Source organism: uncultured Helicobacter sp. (genome assembly GCF_910577135.1).
In the GTDB taxonomy this organism is placed as follows: Bacteria; Campylobacterota; Campylobacteria; order Campylobacterales; family Helicobacteraceae; genus Helicobacter_C; species Helicobacter_C mastomyrinus.
Map to the genome: position 1 here is coordinate 22,765 of NZ_CAJTLL010000002.1, position 21,353 is coordinate 44,117.

The 21,353-nt window shown below is 39.4% G+C and carries 20 protein-coding genes and 1 tRNA gene; 9 read left to right on the top strand and 12 right to left on the bottom strand.

All coding sequences use genetic code 11. The features are described from left to right. Positions 1–29: 29 nt before the first annotated feature. The 3 genes from fliI to QZ289_RS01085 all read left to right on the top strand — a co-directional run bounded on the left by fliI (position 30) and on the right by QZ289_RS01085 (position 3,717). Positions 30–1,409: a flagellar protein export ATPase FliI gene (fliI, locus tag QZ289_RS01075; RefSeq protein WP_295698212.1), complete on the top strand. Its 1,380-nt coding sequence runs from the start codon at positions 30–32 to the stop codon at positions 1,407–1,409. A gap of 137 nt (positions 1,410–1,546) precedes the next feature. Further along, positions 1,547–2,713: a NifS family cysteine desulfurase gene (locus QZ289_RS01080; RefSeq protein WP_295698215.1), complete on the top strand. Its 1,167-nt coding sequence runs from the start codon at positions 1,547–1,549 to the stop codon at positions 2,711–2,713. A 23-nt stretch (positions 2,714–2,736) separates the two neighbouring features. Beyond that, a complete protein-coding gene (locus QZ289_RS01085; RefSeq protein ID WP_295698218.1) occupies positions 2,737–3,717 on the top strand; it encodes an iron-sulfur cluster assembly scaffold protein in 981 nt (326 codons plus the stop codon). A 671-nt stretch (positions 3,718–4,388) separates the two neighbouring features. Here QZ289_RS01085 and QZ289_RS01090 read toward each other — a convergent pair. Then, complete coding sequence (locus QZ289_RS01090; RefSeq protein WP_295698221.1) at positions 4,389–6,230, bottom strand: menaquinone biosynthesis decarboxylase; 1,842 nt, start codon at positions 6,228–6,230, stop codon at positions 4,389–4,391. Positions 6,231–6,314: 84 nt separating this feature from the next. Beyond that, positions 6,315–6,836, bottom strand: coding sequence for a hypothetical protein (locus QZ289_RS01095; protein WP_295698224.1), 522 nt, complete (start codon positions 6,834–6,836; stop codon positions 6,315–6,317). A 250-nt stretch (positions 6,837–7,086) separates the two neighbouring features. On the opposite strand from QZ289_RS01095, the gene QZ289_RS01100 reads away from it, so the two are divergent. Next, a complete protein-coding gene (locus tag QZ289_RS01100; RefSeq protein WP_295698226.1) occupies positions 7,087–9,180 on the top strand; it encodes an RNA degradosome polyphosphate kinase in 2,094 nt (697 codons plus the stop codon). A gap of 31 nt (positions 9,181–9,211) precedes the next feature. On the opposite strand, the gene QZ289_RS01105 is transcribed toward QZ289_RS01100, so the two are convergent. Then, a tRNA-Arg gene (locus tag QZ289_RS01105) sits at positions 9,212–9,288 on the bottom strand. A gap of 146 nt (positions 9,289–9,434) precedes the next feature. Here QZ289_RS01105 and gap point away from each other — a divergent pair. Together gap and QZ289_RS01115 are read left to right on the top strand one after the other, a co-directional pair. Beyond that, complete coding sequence (gene gap / locus QZ289_RS01110; protein WP_295698229.1) at positions 9,435–10,439, top strand: type I glyceraldehyde-3-phosphate dehydrogenase; 1,005 nt, start codon at positions 9,435–9,437, stop codon at positions 10,437–10,439. Positions 10,440–10,449: 10 nt separating this feature from the next. Further along, positions 10,450–11,706 (top strand): glucose-6-phosphate isomerase, encoded by a 1,257-nt coding sequence (locus QZ289_RS01115; RefSeq protein WP_295698232.1) that lies wholly within the window; start codon positions 10,450–10,452, stop codon positions 11,704–11,706. 123 nt (positions 11,707–11,829) lie between these two features. On the opposite strand, the gene der is transcribed toward QZ289_RS01115, so the two are convergent. Beyond that, on the bottom strand, positions 11,830–13,305 hold the full coding sequence (gene der / locus QZ289_RS01120) for a ribosome biogenesis GTPase Der (protein WP_295698600.1): 1,476 nt from the start codon (positions 13,303–13,305) through the stop codon (positions 11,830–11,832). A 125-nt stretch (positions 13,306–13,430) separates the two neighbouring features. Here der and QZ289_RS01125 point away from each other — a divergent pair, with 125 nt between their 5' ends. The 3 genes from QZ289_RS01125 (at position 13,431) to QZ289_RS01135 (ending at position 15,714) form a co-directional block, all read left to right on the top strand. Beyond that, positions 13,431–14,027, top strand: a complete 597-nt coding sequence (locus QZ289_RS01125) for a hypothetical protein (RefSeq protein ID WP_295698235.1) — start codon at positions 13,431–13,433, stop codon at positions 14,025–14,027. Between the two features lie 63 nt (positions 14,028–14,090). Further along, on the top strand, positions 14,091–15,020 hold the full coding sequence (locus QZ289_RS01130) for a ribose-phosphate pyrophosphokinase (RefSeq protein WP_295698237.1): 930 nt from the start codon (positions 14,091–14,093) through the stop codon (positions 15,018–15,020). A 7-nt stretch (positions 15,021–15,027) separates the two neighbouring features. Continuing rightward, on the top strand, positions 15,028–15,714 hold the full coding sequence (locus tag QZ289_RS01135) for a sulfite exporter TauE/SafE family protein (RefSeq protein WP_295698240.1): 687 nt from the start codon (positions 15,028–15,030) through the stop codon (positions 15,712–15,714). Between the two features lie 296 nt (positions 15,715–16,010). On the opposite strand, the gene QZ289_RS01140 is transcribed toward QZ289_RS01135, so the two are convergent. The 8 genes from QZ289_RS01140 to hslV all read right to left on the bottom strand — a co-directional run bounded on the left by QZ289_RS01140 (position 16,011) and on the right by hslV (position 21,342). Continuing rightward, positions 16,011–16,154: a hypothetical protein gene (locus QZ289_RS01140; RefSeq protein ID WP_295698242.1), complete on the bottom strand. Its 144-nt coding sequence runs from the start codon at positions 16,152–16,154 to the stop codon at positions 16,011–16,013. Between the two features lie 275 nt (positions 16,155–16,429). Beyond that, positions 16,430–16,738 (bottom strand): hypothetical protein, encoded by a 309-nt coding sequence (locus QZ289_RS01145; protein WP_295698245.1) that lies wholly within the window; start codon positions 16,736–16,738, stop codon positions 16,430–16,432. A gap of 59 nt (positions 16,739–16,797) precedes the next feature. Beyond that, entirely contained in the window at positions 16,798–17,079 is a 282-nt protein-coding gene (locus QZ289_RS01150; protein ID WP_295698247.1) for a hypothetical protein, read from the bottom strand. Between the two features lie 12 nt (positions 17,080–17,091). Beyond that, positions 17,092–17,265: a hypothetical protein gene (locus QZ289_RS01155; RefSeq protein ID WP_295698250.1), complete on the bottom strand. Its 174-nt coding sequence runs from the start codon at positions 17,263–17,265 to the stop codon at positions 17,092–17,094. A 235-nt stretch (positions 17,266–17,500) separates the two neighbouring features. After that, positions 17,501–18,511: a L,D-transpeptidase family protein gene (locus QZ289_RS01160; RefSeq protein WP_295698253.1), complete on the bottom strand. Its 1,011-nt coding sequence runs from the start codon at positions 18,509–18,511 to the stop codon at positions 17,501–17,503. A gap of 23 nt (positions 18,512–18,534) precedes the next feature. Continuing rightward, positions 18,535–19,440 (bottom strand): GTPase Era, encoded by a 906-nt coding sequence (era, locus tag QZ289_RS01165; protein WP_295698255.1) that lies wholly within the window; start codon positions 19,438–19,440, stop codon positions 18,535–18,537. Between the two features lie 17 nt (positions 19,441–19,457). Then, positions 19,458–20,786, bottom strand: a complete 1,329-nt coding sequence (gene hslU, locus QZ289_RS01170; RefSeq protein WP_295698257.1) for an HslU--HslV peptidase ATPase subunit — start codon at positions 20,784–20,786, stop codon at positions 19,458–19,460. A 4-nt stretch (positions 20,787–20,790) separates the two neighbouring features. Further along, positions 20,791–21,342, bottom strand: a complete 552-nt coding sequence (gene hslV, locus QZ289_RS01175; RefSeq protein ID WP_295698260.1) for an ATP-dependent protease subunit HslV — start codon at positions 21,340–21,342, stop codon at positions 20,791–20,793. Between the last annotated feature and the right edge of the window lie 11 nt (positions 21,343–21,353).

The window sequence follows — 21,353 nt, forward strand, 5'->3', positions numbered from 1 at the left end:
AATAAAAAATCTTAAAAGTAGGTTTTATAATGCCATTATCTCAAATCAAGCAAAAGCTCCAAAACAATATCAATCTTTCCCCAAGCTATGGACATTTAGTAAAAGTAATGCAAAATATGCTTGTAGCCGATGGAGTAAAACCATCTGTGGGAGATATTGTCAAAATTCTTCCTTCTTATAATAATAAACATTTTTCAAAATCCAATAAAGCCCATCATAATAAGCCAATTAAACAGCATACTTCTCTGTCTCGCACTCACAGCTTGGGTATGGTTATAGCCATTGAGGGAGAGCATTTTTTTATCAGTCCTTTTTCATTTACCGAGGGGCATAAATGTGGCGATAGAGTGGAGATTCTTAATCCGGGCTTACAAATCCCTGTAGGAAAGCATATTTTAGGGAGGGTTGTGAATCCGCTAGGAGAGCCTATCGATGGTAAGGGTGCGCTTAATGCCACAGCCGCTACACCGCTTATGCGCTCCCCCATTGGTGCGCTCAAACGTGGCTTAATCGATGAGGTGTTTGAAGTGGGCGTAAAGTCTATTGATTCTATCCTCACTTGTGGTAAAGGGCAAAAAATGGGCATTTTTGCTGGTTCAGGTGTGGGAAAATCTACGCTTATGGGCATGATAGTGCGTGGTTCAAATGCACCAATTAAGGTTATTGCGCTCATTGGTGAGAGAGGCAGAGAAGTCCCTGAATTTATACACAAGAATCTTAATGATGATTTGACAAATACCATTCTTGTGGTGGCAACTAGCGATGATTCCCCGCTTATGCGTAAGTATGGCGCATTTAGCGCAATGGCAATAGCCGAGTATTTTAAATCTCAAGGCAATGATGTGCTTTTCATTATGGATTCTGTAACGCGCTTTGCTATGGCACAGCGTGAAATCGGCTTAGCCTTAGGAGAACCGCCAACAAGCAAGGGCTATCCACCATCTGTGCTGACATTATTGCCTCAACTGATGGAACGTGCGGGCAAGGAAGATGACATAGGCTCTATTACTGCATTTTTTACCGTGCTTGTGGAAGGCGATGACTTAAGCGATCCCATCGCAGACCAAAGCCGCTCTATACTTGATGGGCATATCGTGTTAAATCGCGATTTGACAGATATGGGGATTTACCCACCTATCAATATTCTTGCCTCTGCCTCACGTCTTATTAATGACATCATTACACCCGAACATTTGCAGGCTGTGCGGAAATTCAGGCGATTATACTCTCTCATTAAGGAAAATGAAGTGATTATCCGCATTGGAGCATATCAAAAGGGATCTGATGCGGAACTTGATGAAGCCATTAATAAACGTCCGTTAATGGAATCTTTTTTAAAGCAAGAAATGGACGAAAAATGGGATTTTACATCTTCCTTACAAGAACTTTTGCATATTATGGGTGAATAAATAAATTATTATCTTTATTATATCTTTCTATATACATTAAATTAATTATAAAATGATAAAATCTAGCGCTTTCTTAGCAAGGTTAAAATAAACTTTACTTTTTAATACGATGTCAAACACAAACCAGGAGTTAAAGTATGAAAAGAGTCTATTTAGACAATAACGCAACGACAATGCTTGACCCAAGCATAAAAGCGCTGATGGAACCATATTTTTGTGAAAAATTTGGGAATCCAAATAGCCTTCACAAATACGGCACGGAAACCCACCCAGCTATCGCACAAGCTATTGAGTATCTCTACAATGGCATTAATGCCGCTGATAATGATGATATTATCATTACAGGCTGCGCGACAGAATCTAATAATTGGGTGATTAAGGGCGTATATTTTGACAAAATATACAATAAGAACAAAAATCATATTGTTACCACAGAGGTGGAACACCCCGCTGTGCGTGCTACTTGTGCTTTCTTAGAAACGCTTGGCGTGGAGGTAACCTATCTGCCTATTAATCAAAATGGCACAATCACCGCAGAGCAAGTGCGCGAGGCATTAAGAGATGATACCGCGCTTGTAAGCATTATGTGGGCAAATAATGAAACTGGGCTAATCTTCCCTATTGAAGAGATAGGTGCGCTCTGCAAAGAAAAAGATGTGCTTTTCCACACAGACGCAGTGCAAGCTATTGGGAAGATTCCCGTTGATGTGCAAAAGGCACAGGTGGATTTCCTAAGCTTTAGCGCACATAAGTTCCACGGACCTAAGGGCGTTGGAGGATTATATATCCGCAAAAATGTAGAGCTCACACCACTTTTACACGGAGGGGAACATATGAGGGGCAGACGCTCAGGCACACTCAACGTCCCCTATATTGTTGGTATGGGCGAAGCGATGAGACTAGCTCATCAATTCCTTGATTTTGAACTCACAGAAGTGCGAAGACTTCGTGATAAGCTAGAGGACGCGCTTTTATCTATCCCTGATGTGTTTGTGGTAGGCACAAGGGAAAATCGTGTGCCAAACACTACACTTATTAGTGTGCGGGGCATTGAAGGCGAGGCTATGCTATGGGATTTAAACAAAGCAGGGATTGCTGCCTCCACCGGAAGCGCTTGTGCGAGTGAAGATTTAGAGGCAAATCCTGTGATGGTAGCTATCGGCGCAGATAAGGAATTAGCCCATACGGCAATTAGAATCTCCTTAAGCCGCTTTACCACCAATGAGGAGATTGACTACACCATAGAAGTCTTTAAAAAAGCTGTGGAAAGGCTAAGGGCAATTTCAAGCTCATATAACGCATAAAACAACAAAAAAAGGAAAACAAAATGGCAAAAAATGATTTAATCGGGGGCGCACTTTGGGACGCCTACTCAAACAAAGTAAGTGAGAGAATGGATAACCCCACACATTTGGGGGTTTTGACACAAAAGGACGCTGATGAGCGAGGCGCGAAACTTATCGTAGCTGATTATGGCGCAGAATCCTGTGGCGATGCAGTGCGACTGTATTGGCTCGTGGATAATGATGATAGAATCATTGACGCGAAATTTAAAAGCTTTGGCTGTGGGACAGCAATCGCAAGTAGCGATATGATGGTAGAACTTTGTCTTGGAAAAAAGGTGCAAGAAGCAGTGAAAATCACTAATCTTGATGTCGAACACGCCTTGCGTGATGACCCTGACACACCTGCTGTGCCGGGGCAAAAAATGCACTGCTCGGTGATGGCGTATGATGTGATTAAAAAAGCTGCGGGAATCTATCTAGGCAAGGATGCAGAAGACTTTGAAGATGAAATTATCGTATGTGAATGTGCCAGAGTTAGTCTCTCTACGATTAAAGAGGTGATTAAACTCAATGATTTAAAGAGTGTTGAGGAGATTACTAATTATACTAAGGCGGGGGCATTTTGCAAAAGCTGTGTCAAGCCTGGAGGACACGAGAAAAGGGAATATTATTTGGTAGATATTCTTGCTCAAGTGCGTGAGGAAATGGAAAGAGAAAGTCTCAAAAATGTCGTGCAAAAAGGCGCGGAGGGGAATCTAGCCTTCAAAGAAATGACTATGGTACAAAAAGTAAAGAGTATTGATAAAGTCATTGATGATAATATCCGCCCTATGCTGATGATGGACGGAGGCGATATGGAGATTTTAGACATTAAAGATACAAGCGATGGGCATATTGATGTGTATATCCGCTATTTGGGCGCGTGCAGTGGCTGCGCGAGTGGGGCTACCGGCACACTTTTTGCGATAGAATCTGTTCTCCAAGAACAGCTAGATTCTCACATACGAGTGCTACCCATATAAGCTAAAATTCAATTAAGCATAGAAACCCAGATTTTTATGCTTAATTCGCAAGCAAAAAGCCAATTTTATTACACAAAAATAAAAATAGAGCGGTAGCTTCATTCCTCTCCATTCACAGAGAATAACTCACTTTTAAGATAATCTTATTTGACCTCAAAAACAATCCATTATTAATACTCTTCCAATCTCTCCACAAAACACGAAGCTTGTGTCCTTTATATACTTTTAGAGATGAAAGAGAGAGGTAATCACTGCAAAAAGATAAACCCCCGCCTTCCTCTGCTTTTAAAGATATGTTCTTTCCCTTATCGCATACTTTTTTAAAGGTCTTTTATCTTTAACCTACTTAATAGATAAGAAGATGGATATATGCTAAAAACAAAGTAAAAAATGATGCCTTCATAAGGACAAAATATTCTTAAAATATCTTATCAAGCAATAGCCATTGCTAAAATTTAACTCCTTTAAACCAATCCGCTAGACAAAAATGAAACTTGATTGTTAAATCAATAATTCTTATCTTTAATGGATTTTTTAAGCATAGATAATTTAAAGAATCGCGAAATATATCCTTGCAGAACTTCCTTCCTTCTACCAAGAGTGTATGGCATTTTAGTACGCATCAAGAGATAAAACTGGCTCAAATCCCACAATAATATAACATTAAGAATCTAATCTAAGATTCTATATTTTTCTAAAAATGCCTCATTTGTATCATCAAGCAAACCTTTCTCTTGCAATCGTTTGATGACAGCGGGATTGCAATTTGTATCCATAGGCCATTCGCGTAAATGTCTATCGCACTTGCCCTTTTGTGTCGCATCGATAAACACAAGGCTACTAGCAATGAGTATATCTCGCTTGGCATCGATATTATTCACAATGCGCCAAGTGAGCATATAGGGGTTATCGAGGGCATTATTTATAGAATCTACAAAAATCACTATACTTAAATGTGATTGTAATGTCTCAAAATATGCCATATTTGCCTTAAGTGCGTTAAAAATATTATCTTTTTTATCCACGCTAACAATGCAAATAGGATTAGGCGTGTGTGTGAAATACTGCTTCAAACCCTTTGCATTTGGGAATAAATGTGCGCATTTTTGCCATAACTCCTCATCACTTAAAGCTTTAAAATGTGGTTTGCTCACGGGGGTAATCGCCTCAATGCCTAGCTTGCCTCCGTGCGCAAATGTGGGGCTTGAATGATCGAGTGCATCGCAGATTCCCTCTGTAATCAGTAATTTATCTGGTGCAAATCGCTCTAACACATAAGTGCCAAAGGATTCATAATCTGTTAAATCTGGAGCATTTTCATCAACAAAAATGGCGTGTTTTACAAAACTCATCTGCCCTACACCCCAAAAATTGTGCATAATCTGCTGTGCGTGGCTTGGATATTGAGGCTTGATTTTTGCAAAAATAAGATTATGAAAAACACCATTTTCTGGCATATGATAGTCAATCAAGCCGTGTGCAGTAGTTTGCAATAATGGCAAAAATACGCGCTCTGTCAAATAGCCCATATATTTATCTTCAAGCGGAGGTTTGCCAACGATTGTGGCAGGAAAAATAGGTTTTTTACGCATTGTGATTGCGCTCACTTCAAGCACAGGATAAGGCTCAATAGGCGTATAGAATCCTGTATGGTCGCCAAATGGTCCTTCATCACGCATTTGTGTAGTATCTACCCAACCCTCAATTACAATATCTACATCATTTGGCACAAAAAGTGGATTAGTAATGCAAGGACAAAGCACAGGTTTTTTTGCTCGTATGAAACCATAAAGCATAAGCTCAAAAATCCCCATAGGCAAGGGAGCTTGTCCGCACCAAATATACAGAGGATCACCCCCAAGTGCAATACTCACAGGCATTTTTTGTCCAGCTTGTTTGTATTGATGAAAGAAATGCTGTGAATCTTTGTGAATCTGCCAATGTAGTCCTAAATGCGTCTCATCATACACTTGCAAACGATACATTCCTAGATTTTTCTGTGTGCCTTGAAGATTCTGCGTATAGACTTGCCCCATAGTGATAAACGCCCCACCATCTTTCTCCCAAGTCGTAAGAACAGGCAAATCAAAAAGATTCAGATTCTCCATTTGCACGATCTCTTGGCATAAACCGCGTTTTTTGCTGTATTTGGGAAAGGCATAGCGCAAAGTATAGAGCTCTTTTAGCTTATTAAATAACTGCCCTATGCCCTTTGGCGGAGTGAATGCAAGGAGATTACGAATATCCTGTGCAATTTGCGGTATGGGCTTATCTAAAAGCAAATCAAGCCTTTTTTGTGAGCCAAAAACATTCATTAACACAGGTATATCAAATCTCTTGCCGCTTTTAGCACATATAGGATTTGTAAAAAGAAGCGCCTTACTTGTAGATTTTTTCACTTCAATATAAGCAAGTTGGGGGATTTCTAAATAAATATCAAGGGGCTCATCAATAATTTTTAACTCATTATGAGATTGCAAAAATACAATGAGTTTAGCAGAATCTAAAGCCATTCAATAGCTCCATAAAATTGAGTGGATTTGGATAAAAGTGTAGATTCTGTTTTTACAGAATCTACACAGAGGCGATTGCAAACTTTAGAAATGCAAGCCTATGAGTGCTTGAATCGTGTGCATTTTAGCCTTTACGTTGCCTATTTCAAACTCTGGATTTTGATAAGTATAAAGCACACCTAAAGAAACAGGGATAAAATCAATCTTTAGCTTCAATCCTGCATTATAAGAAATAGTATCCTTAAAAAGTCTATTAAAACTTGAATAATTCACACCCACATAAGGAGTAAGACGTGCAACAATTAGCCCGATATTGTATCCCGCAGATATGCCATATTGGAAATTCGTAAAGCTATCAGTTGTGCTTGTTTTTTTGTTATAATCATATTTTATTTGTGGAGCGACAACAAAATCAAATGCTCCAAGCCATATACGACCGAATGCACCATAATTAGTTATGTCTTGTTTTGCATCACCATAAGAGAGCTTTGTCTGTCCTGCAAGTAAGCCAATCTCTGGGCTAAACTCAAATCCCATAATACTTGCGGCAAACATTTGCATACTTAAAACAGCCGAACCTAAAAAGCCAAATACAATTTTTTTCATTATAATCTCCTTGCATTGAAAAATTAAGGCAGTATTATAATCAAAATATGTTAAAAAAATATAAGCCATAATAAAATGACTTCAGGCATCACTTACAATCAGCATAATTTTTGTATTTTTAGATATAAAAACTGAAACGATTTTGCCATAGCTTATAAAATTGCTTTGCATAATCGCAATGGCAAACATTGCTTTAAAGCAAATTAAGCTAGAATCTTAAAATATTTTAAGCATTAAGACAGGAGGCAGTATGACGATTAATGATTCCAAAATGTATTTCAATCGGGAGCTTTCGTGGCTTAAGTTTAATACACGTGTACTAAATGAGGCTAAAAATACAAATATTCCACTCTTAGAGCGTTTAAAATTTGTAGCTATTTATGGCACGAATCTTGATGAGTTCTATATGATACGTGTGGCGTTATTAACACGACTCTATGCGAGTGGTATTACCGAAGTGGGTGCAGATAAACTTACCCCTTTGCAGCAACTTAAAAGCATACGAGAACAGCTTGATAAAGAAAAGAATGTGCTTGAGGGCATTTTCAAAGAAATTCAAGATGGATTAGCAAAAGAGGGTATGCACATAAAACGTGTCTCTCAACTCAATGATGAGCAAAAAAAACAACTCCACGAGTATTTTATTAATTATCTCTACCCTGTTATCGTGCCTGTGGTGGTAGATGCTACTCACCCATTCCCGCATTTAAATAACCTTAGCTTTGCCATTGCTCTACAACTAAAAAGTTTGCATAATGGCAGCCTCAAATTTGCAATGGTGAGAATCTCACGCTTACTTTCACGATTTGTAGAGATTGAAAGCGGCATATTTGTCGCCATAGAGGACATTGTAGGGGAATTTGCAAGTGAATTATTTGGGGATTATGAGATTATGAATTATGTCCCCTTTAGAATCACGCGTAATGCGGATATGGAGATAGAAGAGGAGGAAGCTGATGACTTTATAGAATTAATGAGTGAGGGGCTAAAAACCCGGAGGAAGGGTGAAGTGGTGCGGCTTGAAGTAGGCACAGATAAAGATACAAGCCTGCTTGATTTTATCAATTCTCATTTAAAAGTAGATAGCAAAGATATTTATATGTATCGCATTCCGCTTAATCTTAGCGGACTTTGGGAACTTGTAGGAAGCAAGGCGTATGCACATCTTACTATTCCGCCTTTCAATCCTAAGACCTTACCCCCCCTTCACAGCAATGTAGAGATTCTCTCCACAATGGAAAATCACGATATTGTACTTTTTCACCCTTATGAGAGCTTTGACCCGGTGGTGAATTTTATCCAAAGTGCGGCAAAAGACCCCGATGTACTATCTATCCGTATGACGCTTTATCGCGTGGGGAAAAATTCGCCCATCGTCAAAGCCCTCATTCAAGCTGCGGAGAACAATAAGCAAGTAACTGCACTTGTGGAGCTTAAGGCGCGATTTGATGAGGAGAATAATCTCCATTGGGCACATTCTTTAGAATCTGCTGGAGCCCACGTAATCTATGGTGTGCCGGGCTTAAAGGTGCACGCTAAAATCGCCCTTGTGATTAAAAAAGTAGGCAATACCCTCAAAGAATATGTCCATCTTAGCACAGGTAATTACAATCCTAGCACGGCAAAAATCTATACGGATATTTCGCTCCTTACTTGCAATAGCGCATTTGCAAAAGATGCCATAAAACTTTTTCACTCCCTCTCCACAGGCTCGTGCTATCGCACAAAGCTTGATTGCTTGATGATTGCTCCCACACAGATTAAAACAAAAATCCTAGAACTTATAGAAAATGAGATAAAGGCTGGAACTGAAGGACGTATCATTATGAAATGTAATGCGTTTGTTGATGTAGATGTAATACGCGCTTTATATCGTGCCTCAATAGCAGGGGTTAAAATCGACCTTATTGTGCGGGGTGTGAGTGCATTGCGTCCGGGAATCAAGGGTGTGAGCGAGCATATCCGCGTCTTTTCTATTGTGGGTAAATACCTCGAACACGCTAGAATCTACTATTTTAAACACGATAAAGTTGGAATTTACTTTGCTTCGGCGGATATTATGCCTCGTAATCTCGAAAGACGCGTGGAGATTCTCACGCCAAGCCTTAACGTAGATATGAGCAAACGTCTAATGGAAATCTTGCAAATGCAGCTTAATGACAATGTGCAAATGTATGAATTACAAAGCAATGGCGAGTATCACAAAGTACCTCATACAGATAAGCCATTTAGCTCACAGCTCGCCTATGAAGAGTATGTAAATGCTATTTATGGGGATTCTGTGCGAAATGATGAAGTAAGCAAGGCAAAGAAACTTGCTAAAAGAATGCTTAAAGAAAGTTGATTCCATCATTAAAAATTGAGAGATGAAGGAGTGGTGTCCCCAATGCGATTCGAACGCATGACCTCACGATTAGGAATCGTGTGCTCTATCCTGCTGAGCTATGAGGACAGACATAGGCTTAATATAAGCTAAAAGTTGGCATTCTACACTTTTGCGTGAGATAAATCAAGTCAAAAAGTGCCAAATAGGCATTTTTGTGATAGAATATATGTTTTTGCTTAAAATCAATGTTGATACGAGATGAAGGAGAAACTATGGCGATTAAACTAGCGATTAATGGCACAGGACGCATTGGGCTAAGTGCAGCTAGAATCATTGGTGAGCGCGATGATGTAGAGCTTGTGGCTATCAATAGCACGGCAGATATGGATACATTGGTACATTTGCTGCGTTATGATTCTGTACACAGAATCTATAAAGACGTGCAAAAGCTTAATGATAGCACTTTGCGTATTGGCAAGAGTAAAAATGTCAAACTCTTAAGCAATAGAGACCCGCTCAAACTTGATTTTGGTGAGGCAGTGGGGCTTTTGGAATGCACGGGCAAGTTTAATGCACTTGAAAAATCAAGTGTGCATCTTAAAGGCAAGATTCAAAGAGTGATTATCTCTGCCCCTGCTGATAATACGCCGACTTTTGTCTATGGAGTTAATCATAAGGACTATGCGGGGGAAAAGGTGATTTCAAATGCCTCCTGCACGACAAATTGTCTTGCACCCATTGTAAAGGTGCTTGATAGTGCCTTTGGTATTGAAAATGGCTTAATGAGCACAATCCATAGCTACACAAACGACCAGAATCTCCTTGATGTGAAGCATAAAGACTTGCGAAGAGCGCGTGCGGCGGCTCTCAATATGATACCTACAAGCACAGGAGCGGCAAAGGCAATAGGGCTTGTATTACCTCATTTAGCGGGTAAGCTTAATGGCATTGCTGTGCGTGTGCCTACACCTGATGTGAGCTTGGTAGATTTAAGTGTGAATCTTAACAAAGAAGTAAGCAAAGAGGACATAAATGAAGCCTTTTATCAAGCACAAAGTGGGCAAAGCATGGAGGGTGCAATGAAAGGGCTTATTCTTGTTGATGATGAGCAGAGAGTATCAAGCGACTTTATCGGCTCAAATGCAAGTGCGATTATTATCCCTGACAAAAGTATAGCTATTGGGAAAAGTGCGAAGCTTCTCGCGTGGTATGATAATGAAATGGGCTACACACATCGCCTTGTGGATATGAGTGCCTTTGTATGCAAGAATCTCTAAGGCATAGCTTGTGCTTACATTTTCATCACATTTTAAAGACATAGCCCCTAGCAAAGAAGCACAAGATAGACTTTTTAATGCGATATTGCAAGAGAGGCAAATGCAAAAAAGTGGCTACTATAATTTGCCTTATGACAATCAAGCCCTTGAAGAAGCATATCAATATGTGCGTCAAAATGAAGCCTTTTTAGATACTATCGCTCATTTGGTGATTATCGGTGTGGGTGGCAGCTCTCTTGGGCTAAAAGCCATAGATTCTATGCTGAGGCATTTGCCTTGCAGGAAAAAGCTAGATTTGATATTTTTAGAGCATACTGACCCGCTGCATATTACCCAAAGCCTCGAACATATTAGCATTCAAAATGCCCTTTTTATCGTTATTTCTAAATCCGGCACGACTATTGAAAGCATATCATTGCTCAAATATATGCTTGATAGATATGAGATATTGCAAAATGCCCAAAACAAGGCGCATTTGTTTGTAATTACAGATAATCGCTCTCCGCTTGAATCTTGGGCAAAGCAGCACAATCTGCATTGCTTTCATATCCCCCCAAATGTTGGCGGGAGATTCTCTATTTTAAGCGCAGTAGGTATAGTACCTTTAGCAATTTTAGGCTTTGATGTTGAGGCACTTTTGCGCGGTGGGAGAAATATGGCAGATGATTTTTTTGAACGCAGGGCAGAGCATATCTTACATAAAGCCCTTGTATATGCTACATACAGAGAACAAATCCCTATGAATGTGCTTTTTTCATACTCAAGCTTTTTTGAACATTTCAATGCGTGGTATGTGCAGCTATGGGGGGAGAGCTTAGGGAAAATTAATGTCCATCACCAAAAGATAGGATTAACGCCCATCGCGCTTATTGGCAGTATCGATCAGCATTCATTTTTACAGCTTATCGTGCAGGGCAAAGCAGATAAAAGCGTTACATTCCTAAGCGTTAACCCCGCACATAACCTTATACCCTGCATCCCCTCGCTTGAGCTTACATTTTTAGAATCTACTGATTTTGTTAATGGTAAAAGCTTTGCGACCCTGCTTAACAATCAGCGCATTGCAACTATGCAGACCATAGCAAATGAGGGGATTCTTACCGATTGCATTGAGGTGATGAGATTATGCGAGGAGAGTATAGGAATGCTGATTATGTATTTTGAGCTACTCACTTCTTGTATGGGAATCCTCTTTGAAATCAATACCTACGACCAACCCGGTGTAGAATATGGCAAACAAAGGCTTAAAGCCCTGTTTGACGTATAAGTGAAATATTTTTCTAATACATAAGATAATGATTCTGCTAAAAATTAGCATTATTTGCAGATTTATTTTGCATTTCAAGAAAATATAATAGCAAACCAAATTAAGATAAAGATAATAAATAAGCTAAAACCTTGTGTTTTTATCGCCTCTTTGGTATCTTTTGGGTGTTTTGGAGGTTTTATCATCTTTATCCTCTTGCTTTGATTTCACACTAAGATACAAAGGCACTCCTGTGAAATCAAAATGCTCCCTTAGTATATTAATCAAATATCGTTTGTAGCTAAAGTGCAAACTCTTTGGGCGATTGCTTATAAGGGCTATTCGAGGGGGCTTTATATCATATTGTGTCGCGTAATAAATCTTTACCAATTTGCCGTGATCGCTTGGGATATGATGCGCACTTATCGCCCTAGCTATCACATCATTAAGTGTGCTTGTGGGGATTCTATAACAAAATCGCTCATAGACTTTAAGAATCTCCATTTTAAGTTTATCGATATTGCGCCCACTAAGCGCACTTAGAGTAATCACAGGCGCAAAGGACAAAAAGGGAAAGCGATGAGTAAAAGCTCTCTTTATCTCCTCAAAACTCGCATATTTTTTATCCCACTTATTAAGCACTATAATCACCCCTAACGCATATTTAGGGATAAGAGAGCTAATCTTTTCATCTAATTCTACAAATGGCTCACTTACATCAAGCACCAAAATAGCGATATGGCTTTGAGAGAGTATGGTATTTGTTCTAAGAAGTGCAAATTTTTCAATTCCTTCAATCTTCCCCGCCCTGCGAATCCCCGCCGTATCGACAAACCTTATACTTTTCCCCTCGATATGCATCTCATCATCGACAGGATCAATAGTCGTCCCAGCCACCTCGCTTACCACACTGCGCTCTTTGCCCACAAGTGCATTTAAAAGTGAGCTTTTACCGACATTCACTCGCCCGATAATACCCACGCAAATGCTTTCATTTACCTCACTTTGAGGCTCTTGCAAGATTCCTAAAAATTCCTCTAAACTCTCATCTATCTCACCTTGCTTAAATTGCTCCCTTAGCTGATTTTCTACGCTTTGCTCTTTACTAAGACAAAGTGTGTCAAAAATATTTTCAAGCAAAGATGTTATGCCTCGATTGTGCTGCACCGAGATAAAGCACATATCTTGTGTCCCAAATGCGTTAAAATCCCACGCTCTCTGCTTAATCTTGTCATTATCAACCTTATTTATCACAAGCATTAAGGGCTTTTTGTGCTTTTGCAATGTGCGGAAATAGGCTATATCATCATCTTGAGGGATAGTGCTTCCATCAACCATATAGAGTATCATATCCGCCTCTAAAGCTGCCTTTTGGGAATGCTCACTCACTTTTGCAAAAAGTCCTTGTGTCTTTTCAAGCCCACCCGTATCGATAATCTCCACTTCCACACCACTAATGCTAAAAGAAGCCTTTTTCACATCACGCGTCGTGCCACTTATGGCAGAGGTGATAGCTAACTGCTGCTTAATGAGACGATTAAAAAGTGAGCTTTTGCCGACATTTGGTTTGCCCACAATCGCAATGCTTTTCATTAATATGTCCTTATGACTTATGATAATACTCAATTCTTAAAGGATACATAGCAAACAAAATGTATTTTTAAGAATCCTTTAATCAAATATTTTTTATAACGATATGTTAGCTAAAGTTGGATTTACCTTGATAAGATTCACAAGGAGATACTATGAAAAAAAATTGTTTTATAGTCTGCTTTTTGCTTTTTTGCATCGTTATAGCCGATGATTTGGAAGATAATGCCAACAAAGCAAACGCTAAAGAAGTATTTGTAGATGAGGGTATAGCCTTTATACTCCATAAAAATGATGCACAATTTGCTATGTTTGGAAATTCTTACGTGCTTATACCTCTCTCACAAGCTCTTAAAAACTTCATCAGTCAGCAAAATTCTAAACTTAAAATACGCACCTTGCGTTCAGGAAATAATACGACACAAATTTACAGTCAAGGTAAAGAGATTCTTTTTTATTATTCAGGCATTAAAGGTGCTGATTTATACAATAAAATTGCGCCTAAAAATTTTAAACTTATCCCTCAAACACACATTGATGAAAGCAATCCTAGTGAAACCACTTATTTTTATAAAATTGAGGGTTTTGATAAAGCCATTCTCCACTCTCCCTGCCACATCGTGCAAAATAAACATTTTATTCAAGATAGGGCAAGGGGTGAAATGCTTATTAACCCTGATAGTGATATTAATCCCAAACTTGCTAGTCAAAAACCTATTGAACTCATTTTAAAATGCGAGATTTTAGACTAAATAAGCCAAATATAAAATGAGATTGCTTATAATGCAGTCCAAACTTCACTTCAAAGGCACTCTATGCGTGGATTCAAAATCTTTAGCGGTTCAGCCCATACGCTTTTTAGTAATGAACTTGCAAAATATCTTGATGTCAGTTTATCCAAAGCTACGATTAATCGCTTTAGCGATGGTGAGATTAATGTACAAATTGGTGAATCTGTGCGGGGAAAAGATGTTTTCATCATTCAGCCTACTTGTGCGCCCACAAATGATAACCTTATGGAGCTACTCATTATCACTGACGCATTAAGACGAAGTGGGGCAAATAGCATTAATGCAGTGATTCCATACTTTGGCTATGCAAGACAAGATAGGAAAGCCTCTCCTCGTGTGCCTATTAGCGCAAAACTTGTGGCAAACCTCATCGAACAAAGCGGCGTTCATCGCGTGATTACGATGGACTTACACGCGGGGCAAATTCAGGGATTCTTTGATATACCTGTGGATAATCTCTATGGTTCGATTGTATTCGCAGATTATTTACGTGCGAAATCTTTTAAGAATCCTATTATCGCTTCACCTGATATTGGGGGTGTGGCAAGGGCACGATATTTTGCCGATAGGATGGGTATGGATTTGGTGATTGTGGATAAAAAGCGCGAGAGGGCAAATGAAAGCGAAGTAATGAACATCATCGGCGATGTGCAAGGCAAAGATGTGATACTTGTCGATGATATGATTGATACCGCTGGGACGATGTGTAAGGCAGCTGATATGCTGAAATCACGTGGGGCAAATAGCGTGATGGCTCTAGGCACTCACCCTGTACTTAGTGGTCCAGCATTTGAGAGAATTGCTAAAAGTGCACTTGATGAAGTGGTGGTTACAAACTCCATTCCCTTGCGTATCACTCACACTAAGGTCAAGGTTCTTAGCGTTGCCCCGCTTTTTGCAGAAGTAATTCGCAGAATCTACCATAACGAAAGCGTTAATTCACTCTTTATTTAAACAACAAATGGAACATATAGAAATTCTCACGCTCATAAGCATTGCATTTTTTGCTTCACTCGGGCACTGCGTGGGTATGTGTGGAGGAATCGTCTTAGCCTTTAGCGCACTCTATGCCCCCGCACAAAATACGACAAAATATGTCTTTCTCTCTCAAATCCCTCTCCAACTCCTCTATCATAGCGGCAAAATCACTACTTATTGTGTGCTGGGCTTTATCGCTGGGAGTTTGGGTTATTTAAGCGCACCAAATGAGACAATAAAATATGCTATTTTGCTCGTAGTGGGAATCTTGCTCGTGCTAGGTGGCTTGGGGATAGCACAATTTATACCTATTAAGCACTATTCTTTTAAGATTCCATTTTCTAGGAAAGTGCTTCATTTTATGCAAAATCTCCTCACCCAAGGCTCAAAATGGCGGTTATATATGCTTGGCTTATGCAATGGCTTACTGCCTTGCGGGATTGTATATTACTTCCTACTCACTGCCGCAGTAGCCGGAAATGGCATAAATGGCGCAATAGTAATGGGGATTTTTGGCGTGTGTGCGATGCCCTCACTCTTTATCTTAGGACTTGTGAGCGCGAGTGCGCAACGCAAACGGACTCTTTTTTTGCGTTTAAGCGGCATAGGTATGGTAATATTAGGATTCTATGAAATATATAAGGCACTCAAGGTATTTTATACTTTGTAGTTTTACTCATCTTTACTGACAGAAAAAACAAATCGTATAGCACACCCACTTCTTGAAGCATAACTTAGGGAGTGAGACAGCATTGAATGATTTATAGAATAGAGCAAGATTGTATATCGCCAAATCAATCTCTTGTTGATTATTAGGCTACCCACTTTTACACTTAAGCTCCTCTATCTTGTAGAGAAAGAAAAGTAAAATACATACCAAAACTATATTTGATAAATAAACTCAAAAATAGACAAACTTGATGCTCTTTATTGCTCATAAGCCTTTAAGCTGTGTTTTTGCTCCTTTTAATCTACCTTGCCCGAGCCAAGCACAGATACAGATTTAACACATAAAATCTTAGCAAGTTTAAGCAAAGCAGGGATTTGTGCTTCCTTTATCGCCTTTTCTAGCTTTTCACTCTCTGCCTTATCACCGCTCACAAGCAGCACAGTACTCTCACCTTTTTGCTATTATCTACAGCTACGGCGACATATTTCAAACTCTCATCAATCTCATATTTTTCACAAGTTTTGCTACCTCCTCCTTAATCTCCCAAAGGCTTACCATTTCGCCGACCACTTTTGCAAATCGCGAGTATCTATCCACGCCCTGCCAAGCGTAGGCAGTATCTCACATTGTAAAGTCCACATAGTAAAAGGGAGTTCAAAGACCTTAGCTTCTACACGTTCTACAACAAATAAAAACAGATATGCCGCATCAATGCCTAAAACAGCAGCATACCGATATTTTGGATAAAGTTATTTCCCGTTAGAATCTTCCCAAGCTCTCCCTCTTTAGCGTGGCATTGTATCAGTGCATTAAATGACGCAATAAACAAAGCCCCACCCATACTAAATAAGAAAATTATAATCACATAAGGCGCAAGTGAAGAGGAACTTAAAAGTAGCATACCTATCAAGCACACAAGTGCTCCACTAAGAGGGATAAACTCTGTTTCAGTATAATGCTTTAAGAATCGCCCTGCGATGACAGAGCCTATAATAATCCCAAAGCCCGAGCAGCCAATAATCATTTACACCTTAAAGGTATCAAGCTTTAAACATATCGCTTTCACATAGGCAGGGAAAGAAGCTAAAAGCAGTTCAAAAAAGACCAAAGATGAGATTTAAGTGAATCTCCTTTAAAATATGCCTCTCTATCAAAAGTCTTTTGCGTAGGTTGGGTTAATGTAAGCAAACGATCACATAAAAACACCTCAAACACCACATATAATATTAAGATAAAGCCAAGTGGTGCAACACTCTGTAATATATCGCCCTTTTGTGCTAAGAATCCTAACCCGCTTGAGGCAAACATTACTTCAAAAAATAATGAAAAGCAGCTCATACCCGCTAAAATCACTACTGCTTGCATAGCGCCATTGCCCTACACAAGCAAATCTTTACCCACCAAATCCTTAATAAAACCATATTTTGCAGGAGCATAAATAGCCGATTGTGCTGCCATAAGCAAAGTAGCCATAAACACCAGCCAAAAGAAGTAAAAACATAATGTAATCACAATACTTGGCAACAGCCCGACCCAAGCGCATAAACGCATAACGATATTTTTAGGAATTTATCCGCTATAAATCTTGATGGAGTAAAAAGAAAGATAAGAGGGAAAAAAATAAAGGTATTGATAATACTTTATAAGAAGTGTTAATTCGCTACCATCATATACTTATAAAATGTATTTTGAATGGGAATCTTATGTCCCAAATCCATGAAAACATAAAGCCTGTAATTTTCTCTAATTGAGATATCTTTATCTTTACGCAATTATCAAATTATGCTTATCGCTCACTTAGAATCTTTATTTTGCCATTTTCGACAACTACATACATATCTTTTTTGCCTAGGGAGTTAAAGCTTGGTTTGCCATTCAATGTTGCCTTATAATCTTGGATAAAACTTATGCGATACATATTGCGGTGTCCTTCATTAGGGTAGATGGATACATTGATGTTAGAAATACGGATAGTTTTTGTCTCATTTTTTTCAAATACATTCTTTTTGTGTTCACTAAATGTGCGGAAACTCATACCATCAGGACGATAAAAATCCTTTTCATCATAGAAACTAAGATAACTTGCCAAATCACCTTTTTGCCAAACATCTTTCCATCGATAGAGGCTTGAAAGCACGAGGGCGAGTTCATCTATACTAGCGGGTTTGAAGGTATCTTCATAGGTGATAAGCATTGTTTTTCGCCAATCAATGAGATTATCATATTTTTTCAGTAATTCATTATCAATAGCTATACAGCCCCGAGTATTTAACTCTTCTCTATCACCATTAAGTGGTAAGCCGTGTATCCATATCCCACCACCGGTTTTTTTGAGCGATTTATCATATACATTTGGATAGCTTGTAGAGAATGCAAGAGGTCCGTAATATTGGTTTAAGCCTGTTAAACGCGCGTCCAAGTCATACGAGCCTATGGGCGTTGTCAAATCACCCTCTTTTTTCTTATTGCCCTTGCCCTTTGCCACAAGTGCGCTTGAGTTACCCAGTTCCTTAAGCTTAGAATCTGTGAGTTCATAAAGTGCTAGTGATGGCGCAGATTTATTAGAAATAAATAAAAATTGCAAATCCTCAAAATAGCCATATTCTGTTGCGGTGTTTTTCAAATACTCTGCCCAATACTCCTTATTGAGCAAATAACCCTCAAGTTTGGCTTCTACCGCGCTTATGCCGTTTTGCTTATATTCATTGACTAATCCTACAAGCTGCGCATCAAGCCCATATAGATTCCCTAAACTGAAAATAGTTGCGCAGCAAAGCCACTTTTTTATGCCATTCATTGCTTCTTTTCCTTTAATTTCTTTCATATAAAATCATACCCTATTTTTTTTAATACATCTTTTTGCTTACTCCAGCCTTTATATACCACCACATCAAGCTTTAAGAAAATTTTTTTACCGCTAAAAAGCTGCATTTTTTGCCTTGCGTTTATGCCTAGACGTTTGATCCCACTGCCTCCCTTGCCAATCACCATAGCCTTTTGCTTTTCTCTTTCTACGATGATATGCGCATTGATTCTATCCTGTGTCTCTCCCTCATCAAAATGTTTTATCATCACATCAGCCTCATAGGGAATCTCATCGCTCATTTTTTCAAACAAACTCTCACGTATCATCTCTTTATAAATCTCCCTTAATGTGCTTGGAGAGAGTAGCTCCTCATCATAATAAAAAGGCGAATGTGGCAAATGCAGGGCGATATGACGGAAGAGCTGCTCCTTATCAAATGGCTTTTTCACACTAATAGGGAAGAGTGCTAGAAAATGCTTGCTATATGCCTGATAAGCAGCAATTTTTCGTAAAAGCTCATCTTTGCTGCAAGTATCTGTCTTTGTCAAAAGCAAAATATGCGCTATGTCCTCACTTAAAGATAAAAATTTCTCATAATGTGCCACATCATCGCTCACAGGTGCGAGATAAAGGGCTATGTCACAATCCCCCATAGCTTTGAGTGCTTGTGAAAGCATATATTGATTGAGCAGTCTTTCCTTATGATGAATCCCGGGTGTATCGACAAAGATTATCTGTGCTTGTAATGGAGGATAAGGCACGATGATTTGCATTTGTTTGCGTGTGGCATTTGCCTTATGCGATACAAGGGCGATTCTCTCTCCCAAGAGATGATTAAGAAGCGTAGATTTGCCCGCATTTGGCCGCCCAAGAACAGCTACAAATCCCGCACGTGTAGTAATATTTGCCTGCGTATTCATTGTCTTATTAAAGATTCTTAAAGAATATAACGTGCTAAATCTACATTTTCTACCAAATCTGCTAACGCCTCCCGCACCATTTCCGCATTTACCTCTATTTCCTTACCTTGATACTCATCTACATTAAAGCTAATATCCTCTAAGACGTGCTCAATAGTCGTATGTAGACGTCTTGCGCCAATATCTTCGGTGCGCTGATTAGCATTATGCGATAAACGGGCAAGTTCCCTAATGGCTTCATCGCTAAATTCAAGCCGAATATTCTCTGTCTCTAGCAAGAGTTGATATTGTCGCAAAAGAGAGCTTTTAGTTTGGGTAAGAATTTGATAGAGGCTTTCCTCATCAAGTGTGCTTAGTTCCACGCGTAAAGGGAATCTCCCCTGTAATTCCGGGATTAAATCACTTGGTTTGCTTACGTGAAACGCCCCTGCAGCGATAAACAAAATATAATCCGTCTTTATCTGTCCATATTTTGTATTGACTACACTGCCCTCAACAATAGGGAGTAAATCCCGCTGCACACCCTCTTTGCTAGGATCCTGCCTTGAGCTATCTTTGTTGCTTATTGCCACCTTGTCAATCTCATCGATAAAGATTACACCATTTTGCTCTGCACGTCTTAAGCCCTCCGCGCGAATGCTCTCCGCATCTAGCACAGATTCTGTAGCTTCATACATCAGGGCTTCTTTAGCCTCTCTCACGCTCATTTCTTTTTTGATTTTATCTTGCGTAACATTCAGCACCTTAAAGATAGATTCTTGCACTTTTATCATATCTGGCGGGAGATTATCATCGCCCATTGGAGCTTTCTTACTTATATCAATTTCAATCATCAAATCATCCACTTCACCCTTAATCACTTTTTGCTTCATTTTTGCAAAGCTTATTTCGTATTCATTTTTCTTGGCTTCACTCGCTCCGCTTGGCAATGGTGGCAAAAGCTTTTGCGTGATTTTTTCGATGATGTAATCATTGATTTGCGCTTGAGCCTTTTGCCTATGCTCATTCTCTACAAGATTCACACTCGCTAGGACCAAATCTCTTACCATAGATTCTACATCTCTCCCCACAAAGCCCACTTCAGTATATTTACTTGCCTCCACTTTGACAAAGGGTAAACCCATCATTTTTGCCATACGTCTGGCAATCTCTGTTTTACCCACACCCGTTGAGCCAATCATAAGGATATTTTTGGGCGTGATTTCCTCCTGCACTTCCTTATCAAGCTGCATACGTCTGTAACGATTCCTTAGAGCGATAGCCACCGCTTTTTTTGCCTCATTCTGCCCGATAATATAGCTATCAAGATATGCCACTATCTCTTTGGGCGTCATATTTTCTTTCATTATCTCACTCCGCTGGTAATTCTAGAATCTTAATATTTGTATTGGTATAAATACATAATTCCCCCGCAATACGCAAAGAATGCTCTACTATATCCTTAGGTGGTAACTCACTATGTGAATCTAGCGCACGTGCTGCACTCAAGGCATAGTTCCCCCCACTGCCAATAGCCGCTATTTTGCCATCTTCTGGCTCTACGACATCGCCTGTGCCACTTAAAATATAGATATGCTCCTTATTTAGCACTATCATCATTGCTTCAAGCTTACGCAAAAACTTATCCCTACGCCATTCCTTGCTAAATTCTAGCACACTCCGCACTAAATCGCCCTTACGCCCATCTAAGATACGCTCAAAGTTATCAAAGAGGCTAAAGGCATCAGCTGTGCTTCCTGCAAATCCGCTTAGAATCTGCCCGTTGTAGAGAGTGCGGATTTTTGTCGCATTGCTTTTTAAGACACAATTCCCAAAGGTAACCTGTCCATCTCCGCCAATAATCGCATATTGTTTGCCTTGATATTCACCCCTGTAACCAAGTATCGTTGTTGCTTCAAACATTCTCTATCCTT

Excerpts from the sequence above, each read along its gene's own strand:
- fliI (WP_295698212.1), top strand. The coding sequence starts at position 30 with ATGCCATTATCTCAAATCAAGCAAAAGCTCCAAAACAATATCAATCTT.
- QZ289_RS01080 (WP_295698215.1), top strand. The coding sequence starts at position 1,547 with ATGAAAAGAGTCTATTTAGACAATAACGCAACGACAATGCTTGACCCA.
- QZ289_RS01085 (WP_295698218.1), top strand. The coding sequence starts at position 2,737 with ATGGCAAAAAATGATTTAATCGGGGGCGCACTTTGGGACGCCTACTCA.
- QZ289_RS01090 (WP_295698221.1), bottom strand. The coding sequence starts at position 6,230 with ATGGCTTTAGATTCTGCTAAACTCATTGTATTTTTGCAATCTCATAAT.
- QZ289_RS01095 (WP_295698224.1), bottom strand. The coding sequence starts at position 6,836 with ATGAAAAAAATTGTATTTGGCTTTTTAGGTTCGGCTGTTTTAAGTATG.
- QZ289_RS01100 (WP_295698226.1), top strand. The coding sequence starts at position 7,087 with ATGACGATTAATGATTCCAAAATGTATTTCAATCGGGAGCTTTCGTGG.
- gap (WP_295698229.1), top strand. The coding sequence starts at position 9,435 with ATGGCGATTAAACTAGCGATTAATGGCACAGGACGCATTGGGCTAAGT.
- QZ289_RS01125 (WP_295698235.1), top strand. The coding sequence starts at position 13,431 with ATGAAAAAAAATTGTTTTATAGTCTGCTTTTTGCTTTTTTGCATCGTT.
- QZ289_RS01130 (WP_295698237.1), top strand. The coding sequence starts at position 14,091 with ATGCGTGGATTCAAAATCTTTAGCGGTTCAGCCCATACGCTTTTTAGT.
- QZ289_RS01135 (WP_295698240.1), top strand. The coding sequence starts at position 15,028 with ATGGAACATATAGAAATTCTCACGCTCATAAGCATTGCATTTTTTGCT.
- QZ289_RS01145 (WP_295698245.1), bottom strand. The coding sequence starts at position 16,738 with ATGATTATTGGCTGCTCGGGCTTTGGGATTATTATAGGCTCTGTCATC.
- QZ289_RS01150 (WP_295698247.1), bottom strand. The coding sequence starts at position 17,079 with ATGCAAGCAGTAGTGATTTTAGCGGGTATGAGCTGCTTTTCATTATTT.
- QZ289_RS01155 (WP_295698250.1), bottom strand. The coding sequence starts at position 17,265 with ATGCGTTTATGCGCTTGGGTCGGGCTGTTGCCAAGTATTGTGATTACA.
- QZ289_RS01160 (WP_295698253.1), bottom strand. The coding sequence starts at position 18,511 with ATGAATGGCATAAAAAAGTGGCTTTGCTGCGCAACTATTTTCAGTTTA.
- era (WP_295698255.1), bottom strand. The coding sequence starts at position 19,440 with ATGAATACGCAGGCAAATATTACTACACGTGCGGGATTTGTAGCTGTT.
- hslU (WP_295698257.1), bottom strand. The coding sequence starts at position 20,786 with ATGAAAGAAAATATGACGCCCAAAGAGATAGTGGCATATCTTGATAGC.
- hslV (WP_295698260.1), bottom strand. The coding sequence starts at position 21,342 with ATGTTTGAAGCAACAACGATACTTGGTTACAGGGGTGAATATCAAGGC.